Origin of the sequence: Synechococcus sp. KORDI-52 (assembly GCF_000737595.1) — a bacterium.
In the GTDB taxonomy this organism is placed as follows: Bacteria; Cyanobacteriota; Cyanobacteriia; order PCC-6307; family Cyanobiaceae; genus Parasynechococcus.
The window spans coordinates 1,869,808-1,886,013 of the sequence record NZ_CP006271.1 but is presented as its reverse complement, the minus strand read 5'-3'; the positions used below and the strand labels follow the sequence as shown (position 1 = coordinate 1,886,013).

13 protein-coding genes are annotated in these 16,206 nt (G+C 59.8%); 11 read left to right on the top strand and 2 right to left on the bottom strand.

Annotated features, from left to right (window positions below):
- Nucleotides 1-702 carry a M15 family metallopeptidase gene (locus KR52_RS09645; protein WP_038555227.1) on the top strand — a complete coding sequence of 234 codons (702 nt, stop codon included), beginning with the start codon at nt 1-3 and terminating at the stop codon, nt 700-702.
- On the opposite strand, the gene KR52_RS09640 is transcribed toward KR52_RS09645, so the two are convergent.
- A complete protein-coding gene (locus KR52_RS09640) occupies nt 666-2,423 on the bottom strand; it encodes an NADPH-dependent assimilatory sulfite reductase hemoprotein subunit (RefSeq protein WP_253912372.1) in 1,758 nt (585 codons plus the stop codon). The genes KR52_RS09645 and KR52_RS09640 overlap by 37 nt on opposite strands.
- Before the next feature lie 73 nt (nt 2,424-2,496).
- Between KR52_RS09640 and glyS the strand changes: the two genes are divergently transcribed.
- Nucleotides 2,497-4,662: a glycine--tRNA ligase subunit beta gene (gene glyS, locus KR52_RS09635; RefSeq protein WP_038555225.1), complete on the top strand. Its 2,166-nt coding sequence runs from the start codon at nt 2,497-2,499 to the stop codon at nt 4,660-4,662.
- Nucleotides 4,663-4,938 (top strand): hypothetical protein, encoded by a 276-nt coding sequence (locus KR52_RS09630; protein ID WP_253912371.1) that lies wholly within the window; start codon nt 4,663-4,665, stop codon nt 4,936-4,938.
- Nucleotides 4,939-4,986: 48 nt separating this feature from the next.
- Here KR52_RS09630 and chlP read toward each other — a convergent pair whose 3' ends face one another.
- Nucleotides 4,987-6,354: a geranylgeranyl reductase gene (gene chlP / locus KR52_RS09625; protein ID WP_038555223.1), complete on the bottom strand. Its 1,368-nt coding sequence runs from the start codon at nt 6,352-6,354 to the stop codon at nt 4,987-4,989.
- 108 nt (nt 6,355-6,462) lie between these two features.
- Here chlP and KR52_RS09620 point away from each other — a divergent pair, with 108 nt between their 5' ends.
- Genes KR52_RS09620 through ccsB form a run of 8 tightly spaced genes read left to right on the top strand, consistent with a single transcriptional unit; the run spans nt 6,463 to nt 15,322 of the window.
- Nucleotides 6,463-7,215, top strand: a complete 753-nt coding sequence (locus tag KR52_RS09620; protein WP_038557177.1) for a D-alanyl-D-alanine carboxypeptidase family protein — start codon at nt 6,463-6,465, stop codon at nt 7,213-7,215.
- Nucleotides 7,212-9,743 (top strand): U32 family peptidase, encoded by a 2,532-nt coding sequence (locus KR52_RS09615; RefSeq protein ID WP_038555222.1) that lies wholly within the window; start codon nt 7,212-7,214, stop codon nt 9,741-9,743. The genes KR52_RS09620 and KR52_RS09615 overlap by 4 nt, the downstream gene beginning before the upstream one ends.
- Nucleotides 9,744-9,800: 57 nt before the next feature.
- The gene (gene typA / locus KR52_RS09610; protein ID WP_038555220.1) at nt 9,801-11,609 is read left to right on the top strand and encodes a translational GTPase TypA; all 1,809 of its coding nucleotides are present in this window, start codon (nt 9,801-9,803) and stop codon (nt 11,607-11,609) included.
- Complete coding sequence (locus tag KR52_RS09605; RefSeq protein WP_038555217.1) at nt 11,609-11,965, top strand: DUF309 domain-containing protein; 357 nt, start codon at nt 11,609-11,611, stop codon at nt 11,963-11,965. The genes typA and KR52_RS09605 overlap by 1 nt, the downstream gene beginning before the upstream one ends.
- Before the next feature lie 52 nt (nt 11,966-12,017).
- Nucleotides 12,018-12,455, top strand: coding sequence for an LptA/OstA family protein (locus KR52_RS09600; protein ID WP_038555215.1), 438 nt, complete (start codon nt 12,018-12,020; stop codon nt 12,453-12,455).
- Nucleotides 12,452-13,180 (top strand): LPS export ABC transporter ATP-binding protein, encoded by a 729-nt coding sequence (gene lptB / locus KR52_RS09595; RefSeq protein ID WP_038555213.1) that lies wholly within the window; start codon nt 12,452-12,454, stop codon nt 13,178-13,180. The genes KR52_RS09600 and lptB overlap by 4 nt, the downstream gene beginning before the upstream one ends.
- 29 nt (nt 13,181-13,209) lie before the next feature.
- Complete coding sequence (locus tag KR52_RS09590; protein ID WP_038557174.1) at nt 13,210-14,340, top strand: LptF/LptG family permease; 1,131 nt, start codon at nt 13,210-13,212, stop codon at nt 14,338-14,340.
- Between the two features lie 37 nt (nt 14,341-14,377).
- Complete coding sequence (ccsB, locus tag KR52_RS09585) at nt 14,378-15,322, top strand: c-type cytochrome biogenesis protein CcsB (protein ID WP_038555211.1); 945 nt, start codon at nt 14,378-14,380, stop codon at nt 15,320-15,322.
- Nucleotides 15,323-16,206 lie beyond the last annotated feature (884 nt).

Here is a 16,206-nt window from a genome sequence, read left to right as displayed (position 1 = left end):
ATGCGCCCCTGGAGTCCGATTCCCATCGAAGAGTGCGGCGAGCCTTTGCAAGCGCTGCCTCCCGCTTTGTTGCGGATGGAACCCCATCCGTACATGGCGCTTGGGGCGCCCTATGGGGCGTCGGGGAATCCTTTCCAATTGCGTCTGGGGGTCGTTCAGCGCCTGTTGGATGCTCAGCAGCGGTTGATCGAGCACGACCCCAGCCTGCGCCTGAGCATTTTTGATGCGTGGCGGCCGATCGCCGTGCAGGCCTTCATGGTGGACCACAGCATTGCGGAACTCCTCCGTGCACGCGGTGTTGAAGTGTGCTCGGGGGACGCCTTCGATCAGGTGGTGGCCGATGTGGGGAGGTTCTGGGCAGCTCCCAGTCGGGATCCTGCAACACCACCCCCCCACAGCACCGGTGCCGCGGTTGACCTCACCCTGAGCGGCAGCGATGGCATGCCGCTGGCCATGGGTGGAGAGATCGATGCCATTGGAGCGGTGTCCGAGCCGCAGCACTACGCCGGTCGGGAAGAGGCCGATGCCCGTTGTTGGCATCAACGCCGGCAGTTGCTGGCCGATGTGATGGAAGCGGCAGGCTTTGCCCAGCATCCAAACGAGTGGTGGCATTACTCGTTCGGCGATCAGCTCTGGGCCTGGCGAAAGAGTGCTGCTGTCGCGATTTATGCCGAGGCGGTCAGCAGCTCGCTCACTTCCTGATCCCCCAGTTTTTCAATGTGGTCCCCGAAGCTGCGTCGGCCTCCGGCGGCTTTCCAGCTGAGGAGTAGTGGTTCGATGGTTTTTTCCAAATCGTCCAGGGGCAGCTTCTCCATGTAGGGGCGCGCCAGACGCTGGAGGTTGGGGGTGCCGCCGAGCCACAGCTGGTACTGGTTGACTCCATTGCCCACCAATCCCAGCTCCGCCATGTAAGGGCGGGCACAGCCGTTGGGGCAGCCGGTCATTCGCACCAGCAGGGATTTCTCAATCTCGAGCCGCCGCAGCTGAGCATCCAGACGATCCAGAACATCGGGGAGGATGCGCTCTGATTCGGTAATAGCGAGTCCGCAGGTGGGCAGAGCCGGACAAGCGATGGCATGCCTGGCCAGAGGTGCTGGGGCTTCAGGCACCTCAAACCCGAGAGCTTCCAGCTGGGTGCGGATGCTGGCCCGCTGAGAGGTGCCGATGTTGCAGAGCAGCAGGTCTTGATTGGCGGTAAGGCGAATCTCCAGCTGGTACGTCTCGACGAGCTGCCTGAGCCCCGCCTTCAGATCACCGTTCAGGCGTCCACAGAGCAGGGGCAGTCCCACGAACCACATCCCCGCCTTCTGCCGGTGCCAGCCGAGGTAGTCCAGAAGCTTGGCCTTCGGCTCATTGCGCAGCCCCTTGAGGGTTCCCTTGAAGTAGGTCGCGCACAGGGTGTCGCGGAACCATTGGATGCCCTTGTCGTGCAGTAGGTACTTCATGCGGGCGTGCTTGCGCACCTCCCGATCACCGTGGTCGCGTTGCAGCGCCAGAATCGCCTGGACGACATCCAGAACATTGGCGGCATCGACGTAGCCAAGGGGATCGGCGGTGCGGGCAAAGGTCTCCTCCTTGTTGTGGGTGCGGCCCATGCCACCACCCACGTAGACGTTGCAGCCCCGCAGATCGCCGGAGGGGTCGGTGAAGGCCACCAGGCCAATGTCCTGGGTCAGCAGGTCGACGGAGTTGTCGCCTGGCACGGTGACGGCCACCTTGAACTTCCGGGGCAGGTAGGTGTCCCCGTAGAGAGGTTCGTCAGTGCTGCCGGAAAATAATTCGTCTTCGCTCTGGCGCTTTCTGGCCTTCTGAACGGCTCGGCTGGGCTTGAAGCGATAACTCAGGTCTCCATCGACCCAAAGGTCGAGATAAGCCCCCTCAGCCGCCTCGGGGCTGAGCAAATCGGCAATCTCATCCGCCAGGCGCCGAGCCACGGGATAGCCGCCTTTCTCAAAAGGAGCTGGTGGTGCCATCACATTGCGGTTGATGTCCCCGCAGGCCGCCAGAGTCGAGCCCATGTTGCGAACGATGGTGCCAATCACCTCTTTCAGATCGGCCTTGGCGATGCCATGCATCTGGAAGGCCTGACGGGTGGTGGCCCGCAGGGTTCCATCTCCAAGGCGATTGGACAGGTCATCGAGGGCGAGGAACAACCGGGCAGGGATGCGTCCGCCCGGACTGCGCAGCCGCAGCATCATTTGCCAGCTGCGCACCTTGTCTGTTTTGCGCAGTTCGCGGTGATGCTGTTGGTAGCTGCCGTGAAACTTCAGCAGTTGAACGGCATCTTCCGTGAAACGAACATCGTCGTTGCTGAGCTCGCTCAACAACGGATCGCGCAGATGGTCGCTGTCCAGCTTGCGCTGCTCCGCCTTGGGCAGCGTTTGAGTTCCTGTTTCCACCACTGCCAAGGAGCCTTCCCCCACCCCGAAAAGGTTGTCTTGATTTGAACGTAGCGAAACGGCTTCCAATACAGTCGCCTCCGGCTTTGACCTTGGCGTGACGGCAACCTTTCTTCTGGAAATCGGCACCGAAGAGCTTCCTGCTGATTTCGTCAGGCAAGCGCTTGATCAGCTGCAGCAGCGGGTCAGTCGTGATCTGCGTGAGGCAAGGCTGGGCCATGGAGCGGTGTCGGTGTTCGGCACCCCCCGGCGATTGGTGGTCTCCGTCGCTGAGCTGGAGGACCGCCAACCCGATCTTCAGGAGGACCGCAAGGGCCCTCCCGTGGCTCAGGCCTTCAAGGACGGCATCCCAGGGCCTGCGGCGATCGGCTTCGCCAAGCGCTGCGGTGTTGACCCCTCACAGCTTGAGCAGCGTGAAACTCCGAAGGGACCTTGCGTCTTCGCAACCGTGCTCACCCCCGGTCAAGCCAGTGTTGAACTGCTCCAGGGGTTGATTCCCCAATGGATTGATGCTCTTCAGGGTCGGCGGTTCATGCGCTGGGGTACTGGAGCCCAGCGCTTCAGCCGCCCCATCCGCTGGCTGCTGGCGCTCAAGGGTTCTGAGCTGATCCCTGTGGTGCTCGATGGTGCTGACCCCGAGGTCCGCAGCGATCGTTTCAGCCGTGCCCACCGTCTCCATGGTGACGAGCCACTCTCCATTGCATCAGCAGAGCAGTTTGCAGACACCCTTGCCGCCGCGGGTGTTGTTGTTGATCGTGCGGAGCGGGCCAAACGGATCCGAACCAGCCTTGACCAGTCGGCTCAGGCCGCCAACGGATCACCCGACTGTCCGGAGTCGCTGTTCGAGGAACTGGTGGACCTGGTTGAAGACCCCCGGATTCTCGAGGGGACCATCGCTGAGCGGTTCCTGCAGCTTCCCCCGGAAGTGATCAGCACGGTGATGCAGGCTCACCAGCGTTATGTGCCGCTGCAGGTGCCTGGTCTGGAGGCAGACCCCCTGCGACTCAATGCTGAGGCTGTGCTTCGTCCCCAATTCCTTTTGGTAGGGAACGGTTTAGCCACTGCATCGTCCATGATCGTTCGCGGCAATGAACGCGTGCTCGGAGCGCGCCTGGCGGATGCCGAATTTTTCCTTGACGTTGACCGGCGGCAGTCCAGCGCTTCACGGCGTGAAGCCCTCGACCGTGTCACCTTTGCCGAAGGGCTGGGCAGTCTGCTGGATCGTTCCGAGCGGATCGAGCGGCTCACGGACCTGCTGTTGAAGCAACTGGGCCTTGATCAGAGCGTGGCGGATGCGGCCCAGCGTGCCGCGCATTTCTGCAAAAATGATCTCGTCAGCCAGATGGTGGGCGAGTTCCCTGAACTTCAGGGCCTGATGGGTGGCAAGTACCTCCTGGAGGAGGGAGAGCCTCGCGATGTCGCCCTCGCAGTGGTAGAGCACTATCTTCCCCGGGGCGCCGGTGATGACTTGCCCGCAACGGCAGCTGGGGCGGTGGTGGCCGTAGCGGAGCGGCTCGAGCTGCTGCTGAGCATCTTCGCCAAGGGAGAGCGACCGACCGGTTCGTCAGACCCCTACGCCCTGCGAAGGGCCGGCAACGGTGTTCTGCAGATTCTCTGGGGGATGGGCTGGCGCCTTGACCTTATGGCTTTCCTTAGCAATGCCGTGGCGGCGTGGGCTGCCCTGTTCCCAGCCTTTGCGGTGGACGCCAGCCAACTGCACAACGATCTCTGCCAGCTGATGCGTCAGCGGATCGTGTCTCAACTGGAAGACGACGGCTATGCGCCGGATCTGGTGCAGGCTGTCGCGGGAGAGGCCGTTTCGAATGCGCGCCTGCTCAGTGATCCTCTTGATGTGAAACAGCGGATTCAGCTGCTGCGCGATCTTCGCGACAGTGGACAGCTGGATGCCGTGCAAGCGGTTGTGCAACGCGCCGCCAAACTGGCAGAGAAGGGTGAACTGGAGCGGGCTCAGCTCGTTGCCAGCGATGTGGTTCAGCCTGAACGGTTTGAGTCGACCAGTGAGCAGGATCTGTTCGCTGCCCTGGAACAGCTGCAACCTCTGGCCCAGCAGCGGTCGTACCAGGCCCTCGCCGATGCGCTCGTGGCCGCCACTCCGGTTCTTCAGGCTTTCTTTGATGGTGACACCAGCGTGATGGTGATGGTGGAGGACGGCGCCTTGCGGCTGAATCGCCTCAACCTGTTGGCCGTTCTGCGCAATCAGGCTTCGGTGTTGGCTGAATTTGAATCGATTCAATCCAAATGAATGGCAGCACTGGCCCCAGCGGCTAAGCAGGGGCCAGTCCATTCAGACGGAATGCCTGATCAAGAGACCCATAGCAACCAACAGCCTGTCGTGATCCGTCAGGGGGGCAATGGCCTTGGCACTGTGATTGCCGCCGTGATCGTGGCTGCCGCTGCCGTTTATGCCGTCAATGTCTGGTCGACGACCAAGAAAGAAACATCCCCTGCCAAGAACCTTGAGCAGGGGATTGAACGGATCAAAGATGCGGCTGGCAAGGCGATGGAGTCGCGCAACTAGCCAGGGTTTCAGCGCTGGTGTTGGAGCGATGTTATGGGCCGGCCTCCCTCAGGAGACGCCGGCCTTCTCTTTCGACTCTGAACCCTTGGATTCGTCAGCCTGAGCCTTGATCTGCTGGGCTGCTTTCTCCGCCAGGAAATCACCGTCGGAACGGCCAACGGCCGAAGGAACAGGGTTGTAGTCGGACGGAGCCAGAGCCTCGCCCCGAATCAGGCTGCCCAGGGTGCGGAGGGTGAGCTTGATCTGTTGCCAGGGGTTCATCATCACCACTCGCTTGTACAGGTAGCTGTCGAAGGTCAGCTTCTGCACGTCCTTGTCGTCGCACATTTCAACGAAGGCTTCCCGGGCAGCATCGTTGCGGTAGAAAATTCGCTGCAGGATGTCGAGCACTGCATAGGTGGCGCCGTATTTGCGGTCCCAGCGCTTGAGGTAAGTCGACTTGATCTGCTTCTCAGTGGGGATGGAGGCGCCGTTGTTGGAGATTTCCACGATGGCTTCGGCACACATCCGGCCGCTCTTGGCAGCGAAATAAATTCCTTCCCCGGAGCTCTTGGTGACGTAGCCCGCGGCGTCTCCCACAAGCGCCATACGACCCACGACCCGACGCGGACGCGGGTGTTCAGGGATCGGATGGGCTTCCACCTTGATCACCTCGCCCTGGAACAGACGTTTGTTGGCCCGCTCACGGATGCCCCTCTGCAGACCCTTGATCAGGCTCTGGTTCTGCTGCATGGTTCCCGTTCCCACGGCAACGTGGTCGTATTTGGGGAACACCCACGCATAAAAGTCTGGCGAGACGTCCGTGCCGACGTACATCTCAGCTAGGTCTTCGTAATAGGTCATCTCTTCAGCAGGAAGCTTGATCCGTTCCTGGAAGGCGATGGCCACGTTGTAATCACCGGCGTCCATGGCTTTCGCGACCCGGGAGTTGGCGCCATCGGCACCGATGATCAGATCCACAGCCAGGGTCTTCTGCTCGCCTGTGGGGCCACCACCGCTGTAATCCGCGTAGTGGATCGTGTACGGGCCCTGACGGTCCGTCCCGGTGTCGATCTTCTGCACCAGGCCGTTGATCAGGGTTGTTCCCAGCTCAGCGGCCCTGTTACGCAGGAAGGCATCGAACACCTCGCGACGGCACATGCCGATGTAGGCATTTTCGTCGTAGCCGAGAGGATCCAGTTTGATATCCACCTCCCTGTTGGAAGGGGAAATCATCTTCATGTTGCGGACCTTGCGGTCGATGATGTCGTCAGGCAGGTCGAACTCTTCGACCATGCAGAGTGGAATGGCTCCACCACAGGGTTTGGCGTTGTCGAGTTTGCGCTCGAACAGCCAAGTCTTGATTCCAGCCTTGGCAAGAATTTCGGCAGCACAGGAGCCGCTGGGGCCACCGCCGATCACCGCTACTCGCAACATCTCAGCCCAACTCCGCTGGATTGTTTTGTGAAGCTATCACTGTCACACCAACCTTTGTGGGTCGACCTGGTTGCTGCCTTTACGATCGAAACAACATGCATCAGCGCCTTGGTTCGGGCCTCCTCTGCGCGACGCACCCAGCGGGAGGACATTCCGGTCGCCCGTCGAACCCGACAGCCTCGTCAACGCCAGGGGAATGGCGCAGCAGGCTTGCTGTTCGGGTTTGTTCTCGTTTGCGTTGCGACCCTGGTGGTGGTGATGGTGGCCCCCACCCTGTTGTCCCGTCGTCAGCCTTCGCAGAGCCTCGAGATTTCAGGTTTTCGTGAACGTCCTGATGCTGATGGTCGTCTGTTGGGTCACTTTCCTTATGGAGAGGCCGATGCCGATCAACTGGTGGTGTTTCAGCCTGGAATTGAGCTGAATGTTGAGGCCGCCGATGCCCTCGACTCGATGATGCGTTCCGCCTCTGCTGACGGGGTTGATCTTCGACTGCTCAGTGGATTCCGCTCTCTGGATCTTCAGGAATCCATCTTTTTTGATGTGGCTTCCGAACGGAACCAAACGGCAGAAGAACGCGCTCAAGTGTCGGCTCCACCGGGCTACTCCGAACACAGCACCGGATATGCCGTCGATCTCGGCGATGGCCGTTTCCCTGAGACCAACCTGTCTCAGAGTTTTCAGGATACCGACGCCTTTCGTTGGCTGCAGGACCACGCCGCTCGCTATCACTTTGTTCTGTCGTTCCCCGAGGGCAATAAACAGGGTGTGATGTATGAACCCTGGCATTGGCGTTTTCAGGGCAATGCGGATGCGTTGCGTTTGTTTGAGCCGGCCAGTCGGTTCTCCAGGCGGGATCTTTGAACGTCCCTGAACTGCTCTCCCCTGCTGGCGACTGGGCTGCGATGAGGGCGGCCGTCGCCTCAGGTGCCGATGCGGTCTATTTCGGTGTCAATGCCTTCAATGCCCGTCAGCGGGCCGAAAATTTTCGACTGCAAGATCTTCCTGAGGTGATGCAGTGGCTGCATCAGCGTGGGGTGAAAGGTTTCCTCACCTTCAACGTGTTGGTGTTCAGCGATGAATTGGAGGCAGCGTCTCAGTTGCTGATCGCTGCAGACCGGGCGGGGGTGGATGCGGTGATCGTCCAGGACGTGGGGCTCTGTCGCTTGGCCCAGCGGCTGGTGCCGAACCTCTGTGTGCACGGCTCAACCCAGATGTCGATCACCAGTGCAGCGGGGATTGCCCAGGCTGCTGCACTCGGTTGTCAGCGGGTGGTGCTGGCCCGGGAGCTGGCCCTTCGTGATCTTGAGCGCCTGCAGACACAACTGGCCAAGCGGAACCTTGCGATGCCGTTGGAGGTGTTCGTGCACGGCGCTCTTTGCGTCGCCTATTCCGGTCAGTGTCTGACCAGTGAATCCCTTGGGCAGCGCAGTGCCAATCGAGGTGAATGTGCCCAGGCCTGTCGCCTGCCTTACGAAATGGTGGTGGATGGTGAAGCCCACGCCCTTGAAGACCAGCGCTATCTCCTGTCGCCTCAGGACCTGGCGGCCTGGGAGCTGCTGCCGGAGTTGCAGCGGATCGGTGTGGCCAGCCTCAAAATTGAAGGGCGTTTGAAGGACGCGGCCTATGTGTCAGCTGTCACTGACGCCTATCGGCAGCGCCTGGATCAAACCTCCGCATCGGTTCCGCAGGTGAAACGTCAGCTCGAGCTGGCGTTTTCCCGGGGTCTGTCCACTGGTTGGCTGGAAGGGATAAATCATCGCCGCTTGGTGCATGGCCGCTGGAGCAAGAAGCGCGGCCCGCTTCTCGGGAAGTTGCTGCGGGTTGAACGGGGTGGTTGGTTGCATCTGCGCAGCCGGGAACAGCTGCAACCCGGCCAGGGCCTTGTGCTGGAACAGCTGTCGTCCGACCCCCTGCAGCCGCCTCGGGAGATCGGTGGCCGGATCATGGTGTGTGAGCGGATGGGCGACGAACGCTGGAAGCTGCGCTTAGGGCCCGAGCGTGTGAATGGCTCTGGCTTGAGACCTGGCGCCTCGGTCTGGCTCACCAGTGACCCCGGCTGGCAATCCCGTTGGCAGCGTGCTGCGCGCCGCACGGTGGAGGCTCGGTCCCGGGATCTGGCCCTGAGGGTGTCCGGACGGCTGGATGCACCGCTGGAGTTGCACGTGCTGGAGCCCCAGGGATTGGATTTGAAGCTCTGCAGCGCCATGCCGCTGCAGAGCGCTTCGCAGCGCCCGCTGGACCGGGAACGGCTCCAGCAGCAATTGGGGCGGCTCGGAGGAACCAGCTGGTCGCTTCAGCATCTGGAGGTGCAGCTGGAGGGCGATCTTTTTCTGCCGGTGGCGGAACTGAACCGCATGCGCAGGGCCCTGCTGGAGCGGTTGGAGGCCTCGCGAGCCGATCCATCGGACTCAGGCCCTGATCGTCCACTTACAGCACCGCCTGATGCCAAGCAGCTTCTGGCTCGAATGTGTCCCCCCTCTGCCGCATCGATCAGCGAGGCCAAGCCAGGCTTGGTGGTTCTGGTGCGCAGCTTGGAGCAGTTGCAGGCGCTGGTGGATCTTTCCGCAGAGGGTCTGCCGATCTCGTCTGTGGTGGCGGATCTTGAGCAGCCTCGGGAGCTGCGGGAAGCGGTGGCGATCGGGCGCGGCTGCTGGGCGGATGGTCTCTGGTTGGCCGGAGCACGGATCACCCGGCCTGACGAACGCTGGACCCTTGAGCCTCTGATTCGTGCCCGCCCCGACGGCTTCCTGGTGCGCAATGCCGATCAGCTGGAGGTGCTGACGCCGCTGGCCCCCTGCATCGGCGACTTTTCCCTCAACACCGCCAATCCCCTGAGTTTCAACTGGTATCGCGACCACTGGAATCTGCAGCGGCTCACGGTCAGTTATGACCTCAACCTTCAGCAACTGTTGGATCTGGCGGCTGCCGTTGATCCGGCTCTGCTGGAGGTCACCCTGCATCAGCACATGCCGTTGTTCCACATGGAGCATTGCCTGTTCTGTGCGTTCCTCTCGGACGGCAAGGACCACACCGATTGCGGTCGTCCCTGTGAGAAGCACCACGTCACCCTGCGGGACCGCAGCGGCGTTGAACATCCCTTGCGGGCTGATCTGGGTTGTCGCAACACCCTTTTCAATGGGACGGCGCAATCGGGCGTTGAGGCGCTTCCGTCACTGCTGCGAGCGGGCGTGCGCAGGATCCGGCTTGAACTTCTCGATGAGGATGCCGCCGCCACCCAACGCCGGGTTGTTCTCTACGCCGAGGCCTTGGCCGGTCGGATGGCCACCCAGGAGGTCTGGTCCCAGGAGAAGATCCACCACCAGCTCGGCGTCACCCGCGGCAGCTTGCGCAGCAAGGGTCCGGAGCGCACCAGTCGATTCTCACGTTGAGATAATCTGTCGCACTGCGCCTTTGGCGTTCTTCACAAATTCTTACGGTCAGCCCGCATGAGCGCCAACAACAAGGCGATCCGCAACATCGCGATCATCGCCCACGTTGACCACGGCAAGACGACTCTGGTCGACTCGCTGTTGGCGCAGTCAGGCATTTTCCGCGACAACGAGGCCGTCCCCACGTGCGTGATGGACTCCAACGACCTGGAGCGTGAGCGGGGCATCACGATCCTGTCGAAGAACACGGCGGTCACCTACAACGACACCCGGATCAACATCGTTGACACTCCTGGTCACGCCGACTTCGGCGGTGAAGTGGAGCGGGTGCTGGGAATGGTCGACGGCTGTCTGCTGATCGTGGACGCCAACGAGGGCCCGATGCCCCAGACCCGCTTTGTGCTGAAGAAGGCCCTCGAGCAGGGCTTGCGTCCGATCGTGTTCGTCAACAAGATCGACCGGGCTCGGGTGGATCCCGAGACCGCCGTTGACAAGGTGCTCGATCTGTTCATCGAACTCGGCGCTGACGATGATCAGTGCGATTTCCCCTACCTGTTCGGCAGCGGTCTTGGCGGCTTTGCCAAGCCCGACATGAAGACCGACAGCGACAACATGCGTCCGCTGTTCGACGCCATCCTGCGCCACGTTCCGCCCCCGGTTGGTGATCCTGAGAAGCCTCTCCAGCTGCAAATCACCACCCTTGATTATTCCGACTTCCTCGGCCGGATCATCATCGGCCGTGTTCACAACGGAAAAATCAAGCAGGGTCAGAGTGCTGCTCTGATCAAGGACGATGGCTCCGTTAAGAAGGGCCGCATCAGCAAGCTGCTGGGCTTCGAGGGTCTGCAGCGCGTTGAGATCGAAGAGGCTTCCGCTGGAGACCTGGTGGCCGTGGCCGGCTTTGACGACGTCAACATCGGCGAAACCATCGCCTGCCCGGATGAGCCCACCGCATTGCCATTGATCAAGGTGGATGAACCCACCCTGCAGATGACGTTCGTCGTCAACGATTCCCCGTTTGCAGGCAAGGAAGGCAAGTTCGTCACCAGCCGCCAGGTGCGTGACCGCCTGCAGCGTGAGTTGCTCACCAACGTGGCCCTGCGTGTGGAAGACACCGATTCACCCGACCGATTTGCGGTGAGTGGTCGCGGTGAGCTGCACCTCGGCATCCTGATCGAGACCATGCGCCGTGAGGGCTATGAGTTCCAGGTGTCCCAGCCGCAGGTGATCTACCGCACCATCGATGGCACCCCCTGTGAGCCGGTGGAGACCCTGGTGATGGATGTGCCTGAACCCGCTGTGGGCAGCTGCATCGAAAAACTGGGCACCCGCAAGGGCGAGATGCAGAACATGGAAACCAGTGCTGATGGCCGCACCCAGCTGGAATTCATCGTTCCCTCTCGTGGTCTGATCGGTTTCCGGGGTGAATTCATCCGGGCCACCCGTGGCGAAGGAATCATGAGCCACTCCTTCTATGAATACCGGCCTATGATGGGTGAGTTCGACACCCGCCGGAACGGGGTGTTGATTGCTTTTGAAGAGGGCACGGCCACCTTCTATGCCCTGAAGAACGCCGAGGATCGCGGCCAGTTCTTCATCAGCCCGGGCACCAAGGTTTACAAGGGAATGATCATCGGTGAGTACAACCGGCCCCAGGATCTGGAGATCAACGTCTGCAAGACTAAGCAGCTCACCAACATGCGTTCCGCCGGTGCTGAGGAACTGGACACGCTGCAAGCTCCGGTTCAGATGACGCTGGAGCGAGCACTCGAATACATCGGACCCGATGAGATGCTCGAAGTTACCCCCGAGTCGATTCGTCTTCGCAAACTTCCCGGTAAGAAGCCGGCGAAGGCCAAGCGCTGATGCCGCAGGCGGATCCCCGCTTTCAGCAGGGCCTCGAGCTCTTCAACGCCGGTGAGTGGTACGCCGCTCATGATCTGTTTGAAGAGCTCTGGCATGAAACGACTGATCCGGAGCGGCGCAGTCTGCAAGGGATCCTTCAGGTGGCTGTCGCCCAGTTGCATCTGCAACGGGGAAACCGACGGGGTGCAACGATCTTGTTCGGTGAAGCTCTTGGACGTCTGAAACGTCCTGGGACTCCTGATCTGGGCCTGGATCTTGAAGGGCTTTGCTGTGCGGCGCAGCAGCGCCTCGAAGCACTTCAGCACGAGGGTGATCCCGAGTCATGCACTGTCCCCGTTCTGCAGATCAAGCCCTGAACCGCCGGTAATCTCAACGCAATGTGGATTGAAAAGCGTGGCATGTAAGTCAATGCTCCATCCCAGGGGCCCTTGGGTCTTGCTGCCTCTTCTGGCTGCACTTTGTCCTCTGTTGCCTCTCCAAGCTCAACAAGCTGCCGAGGCCGGCGTCATCACGATTGAATCCGATCTGCAGTCAGCAGATAACAGCACAGGTGTGGTCACCGCCACTGGCAACGTTCGCTTGGTACACGCCGACCGCGGACTTGTGGCCACAAGCCGTCAAGCGCAGTACTTCACGGAAGAGGATCGGATTGTGCTGAGTGGAGATGTCGACGTGATCCAGGCCGACGGCAATTCTCTGCGTGCCGATCGTTTCACCTATCTCCTCGGGGATGGTCGGGCCATTGCAAGTCCTGTTCCGGGTCAGCAGGTGTTCAGTCAGTGGTCGCTTCAACCCAGCCAGCCTGTGTTGAATCCTGCACCCGTGACCAATCCAGTGGCCCCATGACCCTGGAACTGTCGAATGTCTCCATCACCCTTGGTGGCCGCCAGTTGGTGAAGGATCTGGATCTGAATCTCTCCCCCGGCGAGGTGGTTGGCCTGTTGGGTCCCAACGGCGCCGGAAAAACCACGACTTTCAATCTGGTGATCGGCCTGCTTTTCCCCGATCAGGGCGACGTGATTCTTGATGGCCAGCGGGTCAACGATCTGCCTATGCCGGAACGGGCGCGTCTTGGAATGGGGTATCTGCCCCAGGAGTCCAGCGTATTCCGTAACCTCACGGTGCGCGAAAACCTCGATATCGCCCTGGAACAGATTGATCTCAGCCAGGAGCAACGGCGGGATCGGCGCCAGCAGCTGATTGAAGACTTTCACCTCACTGGGTTCATCAACCGCCGCGGTTTTCAACTCTCCGGTGGAGAACGTCGCCGTTGCGAGGTGGCCCGAGCCCTTGCTTCCGGTGTCAATGGACCGTTGTATCTCCTTCTAGATGAACCCTTCGCGGGGGTTGATCCCCTTGCGGTGGCCGATCTTCAGCTTTTGATTGAGGGGCTGAGGTCGCGGGGTATGGGCATCCTGATCACTGATCACAATGTGCGCGAAACTCTGGCCACCACAGACCGTGCCTACATCCTCAACGATGGAGCCGTGTTGGCTGCAGGTCGCTCGGATCAGGTTGCGGCTGATCCTCAGGTCCGTCGTTACTACCTCGGCGAGGGATTCCAACTGTGATTGTGGATCGTCTCAAACGGGCCACATGGATGCGGTTGGCTTTGCTTGATCGCTGGCTACTGAAGGAGCTTCTGGGCCCTCTTCTGTTTTTCACCGCCCTGTTCACTCTGCTGCTGCTTACGGGCGGTGTGATGTTTGAACTCGTGCGGCAGATGGTCGACAAAAACCTGCCGATCACCATCGCTGTTCAAGTTCTGCTTTTCAGCATTCCGCGTTGGCTTGCCTTCTCAGTTCCGATCGGAACCCTGATGGCGTCGCTGTTCGTGTTCACCCGACTTTCCGCGAACAGTGAACTTACCGCTCTGAGAAGCCTCGGGATCACGACGGTACGGATGATCAGCGCCACCATCGCCCTGTCCATGGTGATGACGTTGTTCACCTTTGTGCTCAACGACGTGGTGGTGCCCCGTAGCCAACGCTACGCCGAGGTCACGTTGAAGCGGGCTCTAGGTCGGTCGCTGGCCAGTGAGACAGGGAGAGACATCATCTATCCCCGTTTTGGTGTTCGTACGGATTCTCAGGGTGAGGAGGACGGAAAGGGCCTGATACAACTTTTTTATTCCCGAAAGTTTCAGGACGGTGAAATGCAGGATGTCACGGTTCTGGATTTTTCTCGCTCCGGCTTCACCCAGATGCTTCGTGCTGACAAGGCCATCTGGAATGATGCTCAGGCCAGCTGGGATTTTCTTGATGGTCAGATTCTGACCCTGGCGGCCAATGGAAGTTCGACCAAGGCTGATTTCGATCGTTATGTCTATCCTCTTGGCTCTGGCCCCCTCCGCTTAGCAGGAATCGAGAACGATGCCGTCAACATGACGGTCAGTGAAGCTGTTCAGGCCCGGAGAATTTATGAGGAGGCCGGAAGCCTCAAGGAAGCCCGCAAGCTCAGCGTTCGAATTCAGGAGAAGTTCACGGTTCCGATGGCCTGTCTGGTGTTCGGTCTGTTTGGAGCCACTCTGGGAGCTCAGCCCAGTTACCGCAGCAGTCGCAGCTTTTCGTTTGTCCTCACGCTCGGAATCATTGCTGTGTACTACGTGATTGGATTCAGCTTCAGCTCCCTGGGGGTGAAAGGCACCCTTCCACCTGTCCTGGCGGCGTGGCTCCCTGTGGTTTTGTTTCTGGCTGGGGGTGGTCTGTTGTTGAAACAGGCCAGCCGCTGACCTGCCGAGTCAGAATGACTTGCCCTTGTGAAATGGTGTGCTGAACACGCCTTTTGAACTCGTCACCGGCCTCGGCTTTGCTGGCTTCCTCCTGCTCTTGCTCGCCATGCCCTTGGCCTTCTGGGCGGCGGCGAGCCAATCGGGAGCAACACTTGTTCGACTGCTGGTGGCCTTGGCCAACCTGCTGTTCACAACCCAGTTGATTCTCCGCTGGTGGCAATCCGGCCACTTCCCGATCAGTAACCTTTACGAATCGCTGTGTTTTCTTGCTTGGGCATGCACGTTGACCCAGCTGTTGGTTGAGCGGGCATGGCCCTCACCGATCGTGGCGGCAGCGGCCACACCGATGGGACTTGGCTGCATTGCTTTTGCCAGTTTCGCGTTGCCCGATCAGTTGCAGTCAGCGGCTCCTCTTGTTCCAGCTCTTCGTTCCAGCTGGCTGGTGATGCATGTGAGCGTGATCATGGTGAGTTACGCCGCTTTGTTGGTGGGATCGCTTCTCTCCTTAGCGGTGTTGGTCACGGATCGTGACCAGGCTTTGGAGCTGCGAAGCAGTTCCATCGGCAGTGGTGGTTTTCGGCAAGCATCGTCTGTTGGAGATGCTGGTGCTGTTCAGCTGCACGCTGTTGAGCTGAGCACCAATGAGCAACTCGACAGCCTCAGTTACCGCACAATCACTGTTGGTTTTCTGATGCTCACTGTGGGCATCGTCAGTGGGGCCGTGTGGGCTAATGAAGCCTGGGGCAGTTACTGGAGCTGGGATCCTAAAGAAACATGGGCCTTGATCTGCTGGCTGGTCTATGCGGCTTATCTGCACACCCGACTGAGCCGAGGCTGGCAGGGTCGACGTCCTGCTCTTGTGGCCGTGGTGGGGCTTGTTGTGATCGCTGTGTGTTACATCGGCGTCAATCTGCTGGGCATCGGTTTGCACAGCTATGGATGGTTCCTCTCAATCCCAATGAACACTCAAGCTGTTTTGTAACAGTCATCATGCCCCGTAATCTGAGATCGAACAGGCGTGAGCATCCTTGTTGCGGTCATGATTGACTTGGATCGTTCATAAGACCGTGATCCGAGTGAGATCACTCTCAACTTACTTTTGAACTGTGGGTCTGTAACTTTGAATTCTGTTCACTAAGGACACGTGGGTCTTGCGGCGATAGCGGTGGCCACAGGGGATCGAGGTCTAATGGACTCACTCCACCCACCCCCCTTGAAAATGGGTTTGAGTCCTTGCGCGTTTCGGTGGGGGCAACCCATCAGTTGTGATTTCAAACGTAGTCCAACCACCCTGAGACGAATCTCCGATCGAGGCTGGTGAACACGTGTGATCCGCCTGCTCGGCGCATCCTCACTCTCGATGACGAGCCGACATCGTCTCAACGGGAGGACGGATGCCTGAGGGTTGTTTGGGATGCTTTGTGCTCCTCTTCTTCCAAGCGGAGATAACGTTTACGTTGTGCTGATTCAAGGCCTGAGAACCTGACAGGACTTCTTGACGCTGCTGAACTCCGTTGAGGTCGGTCAAGTCCCCTGAGAAGCGGATGAATCCCCCGTCTGCTCATTGTGCTCTCCTGTATATGGGTGAATTTCGCGTCGTGACCTGTAGTCCATCGCGTTTTTTTATACTTCCACGATATCCAATCCTGTTGTGTGTTCAACGTCACTGATTGGTGTAATGCCCGGCCAGGGGTTGTGCGGTCGTTTGTGGCATGGCTCCGGCAACGGGGCAAAAAAGGCGAGCTTCCTAAAGGGATCCCACGATCTGTTCGCGTTCTTTGAAGCTGAATCCAGCGTTTTGTGTATGGGTTGAATTGTCGTTATGCATGGATGACTTCAAACTCGACAGTTCCAGTGCCGGTGAGA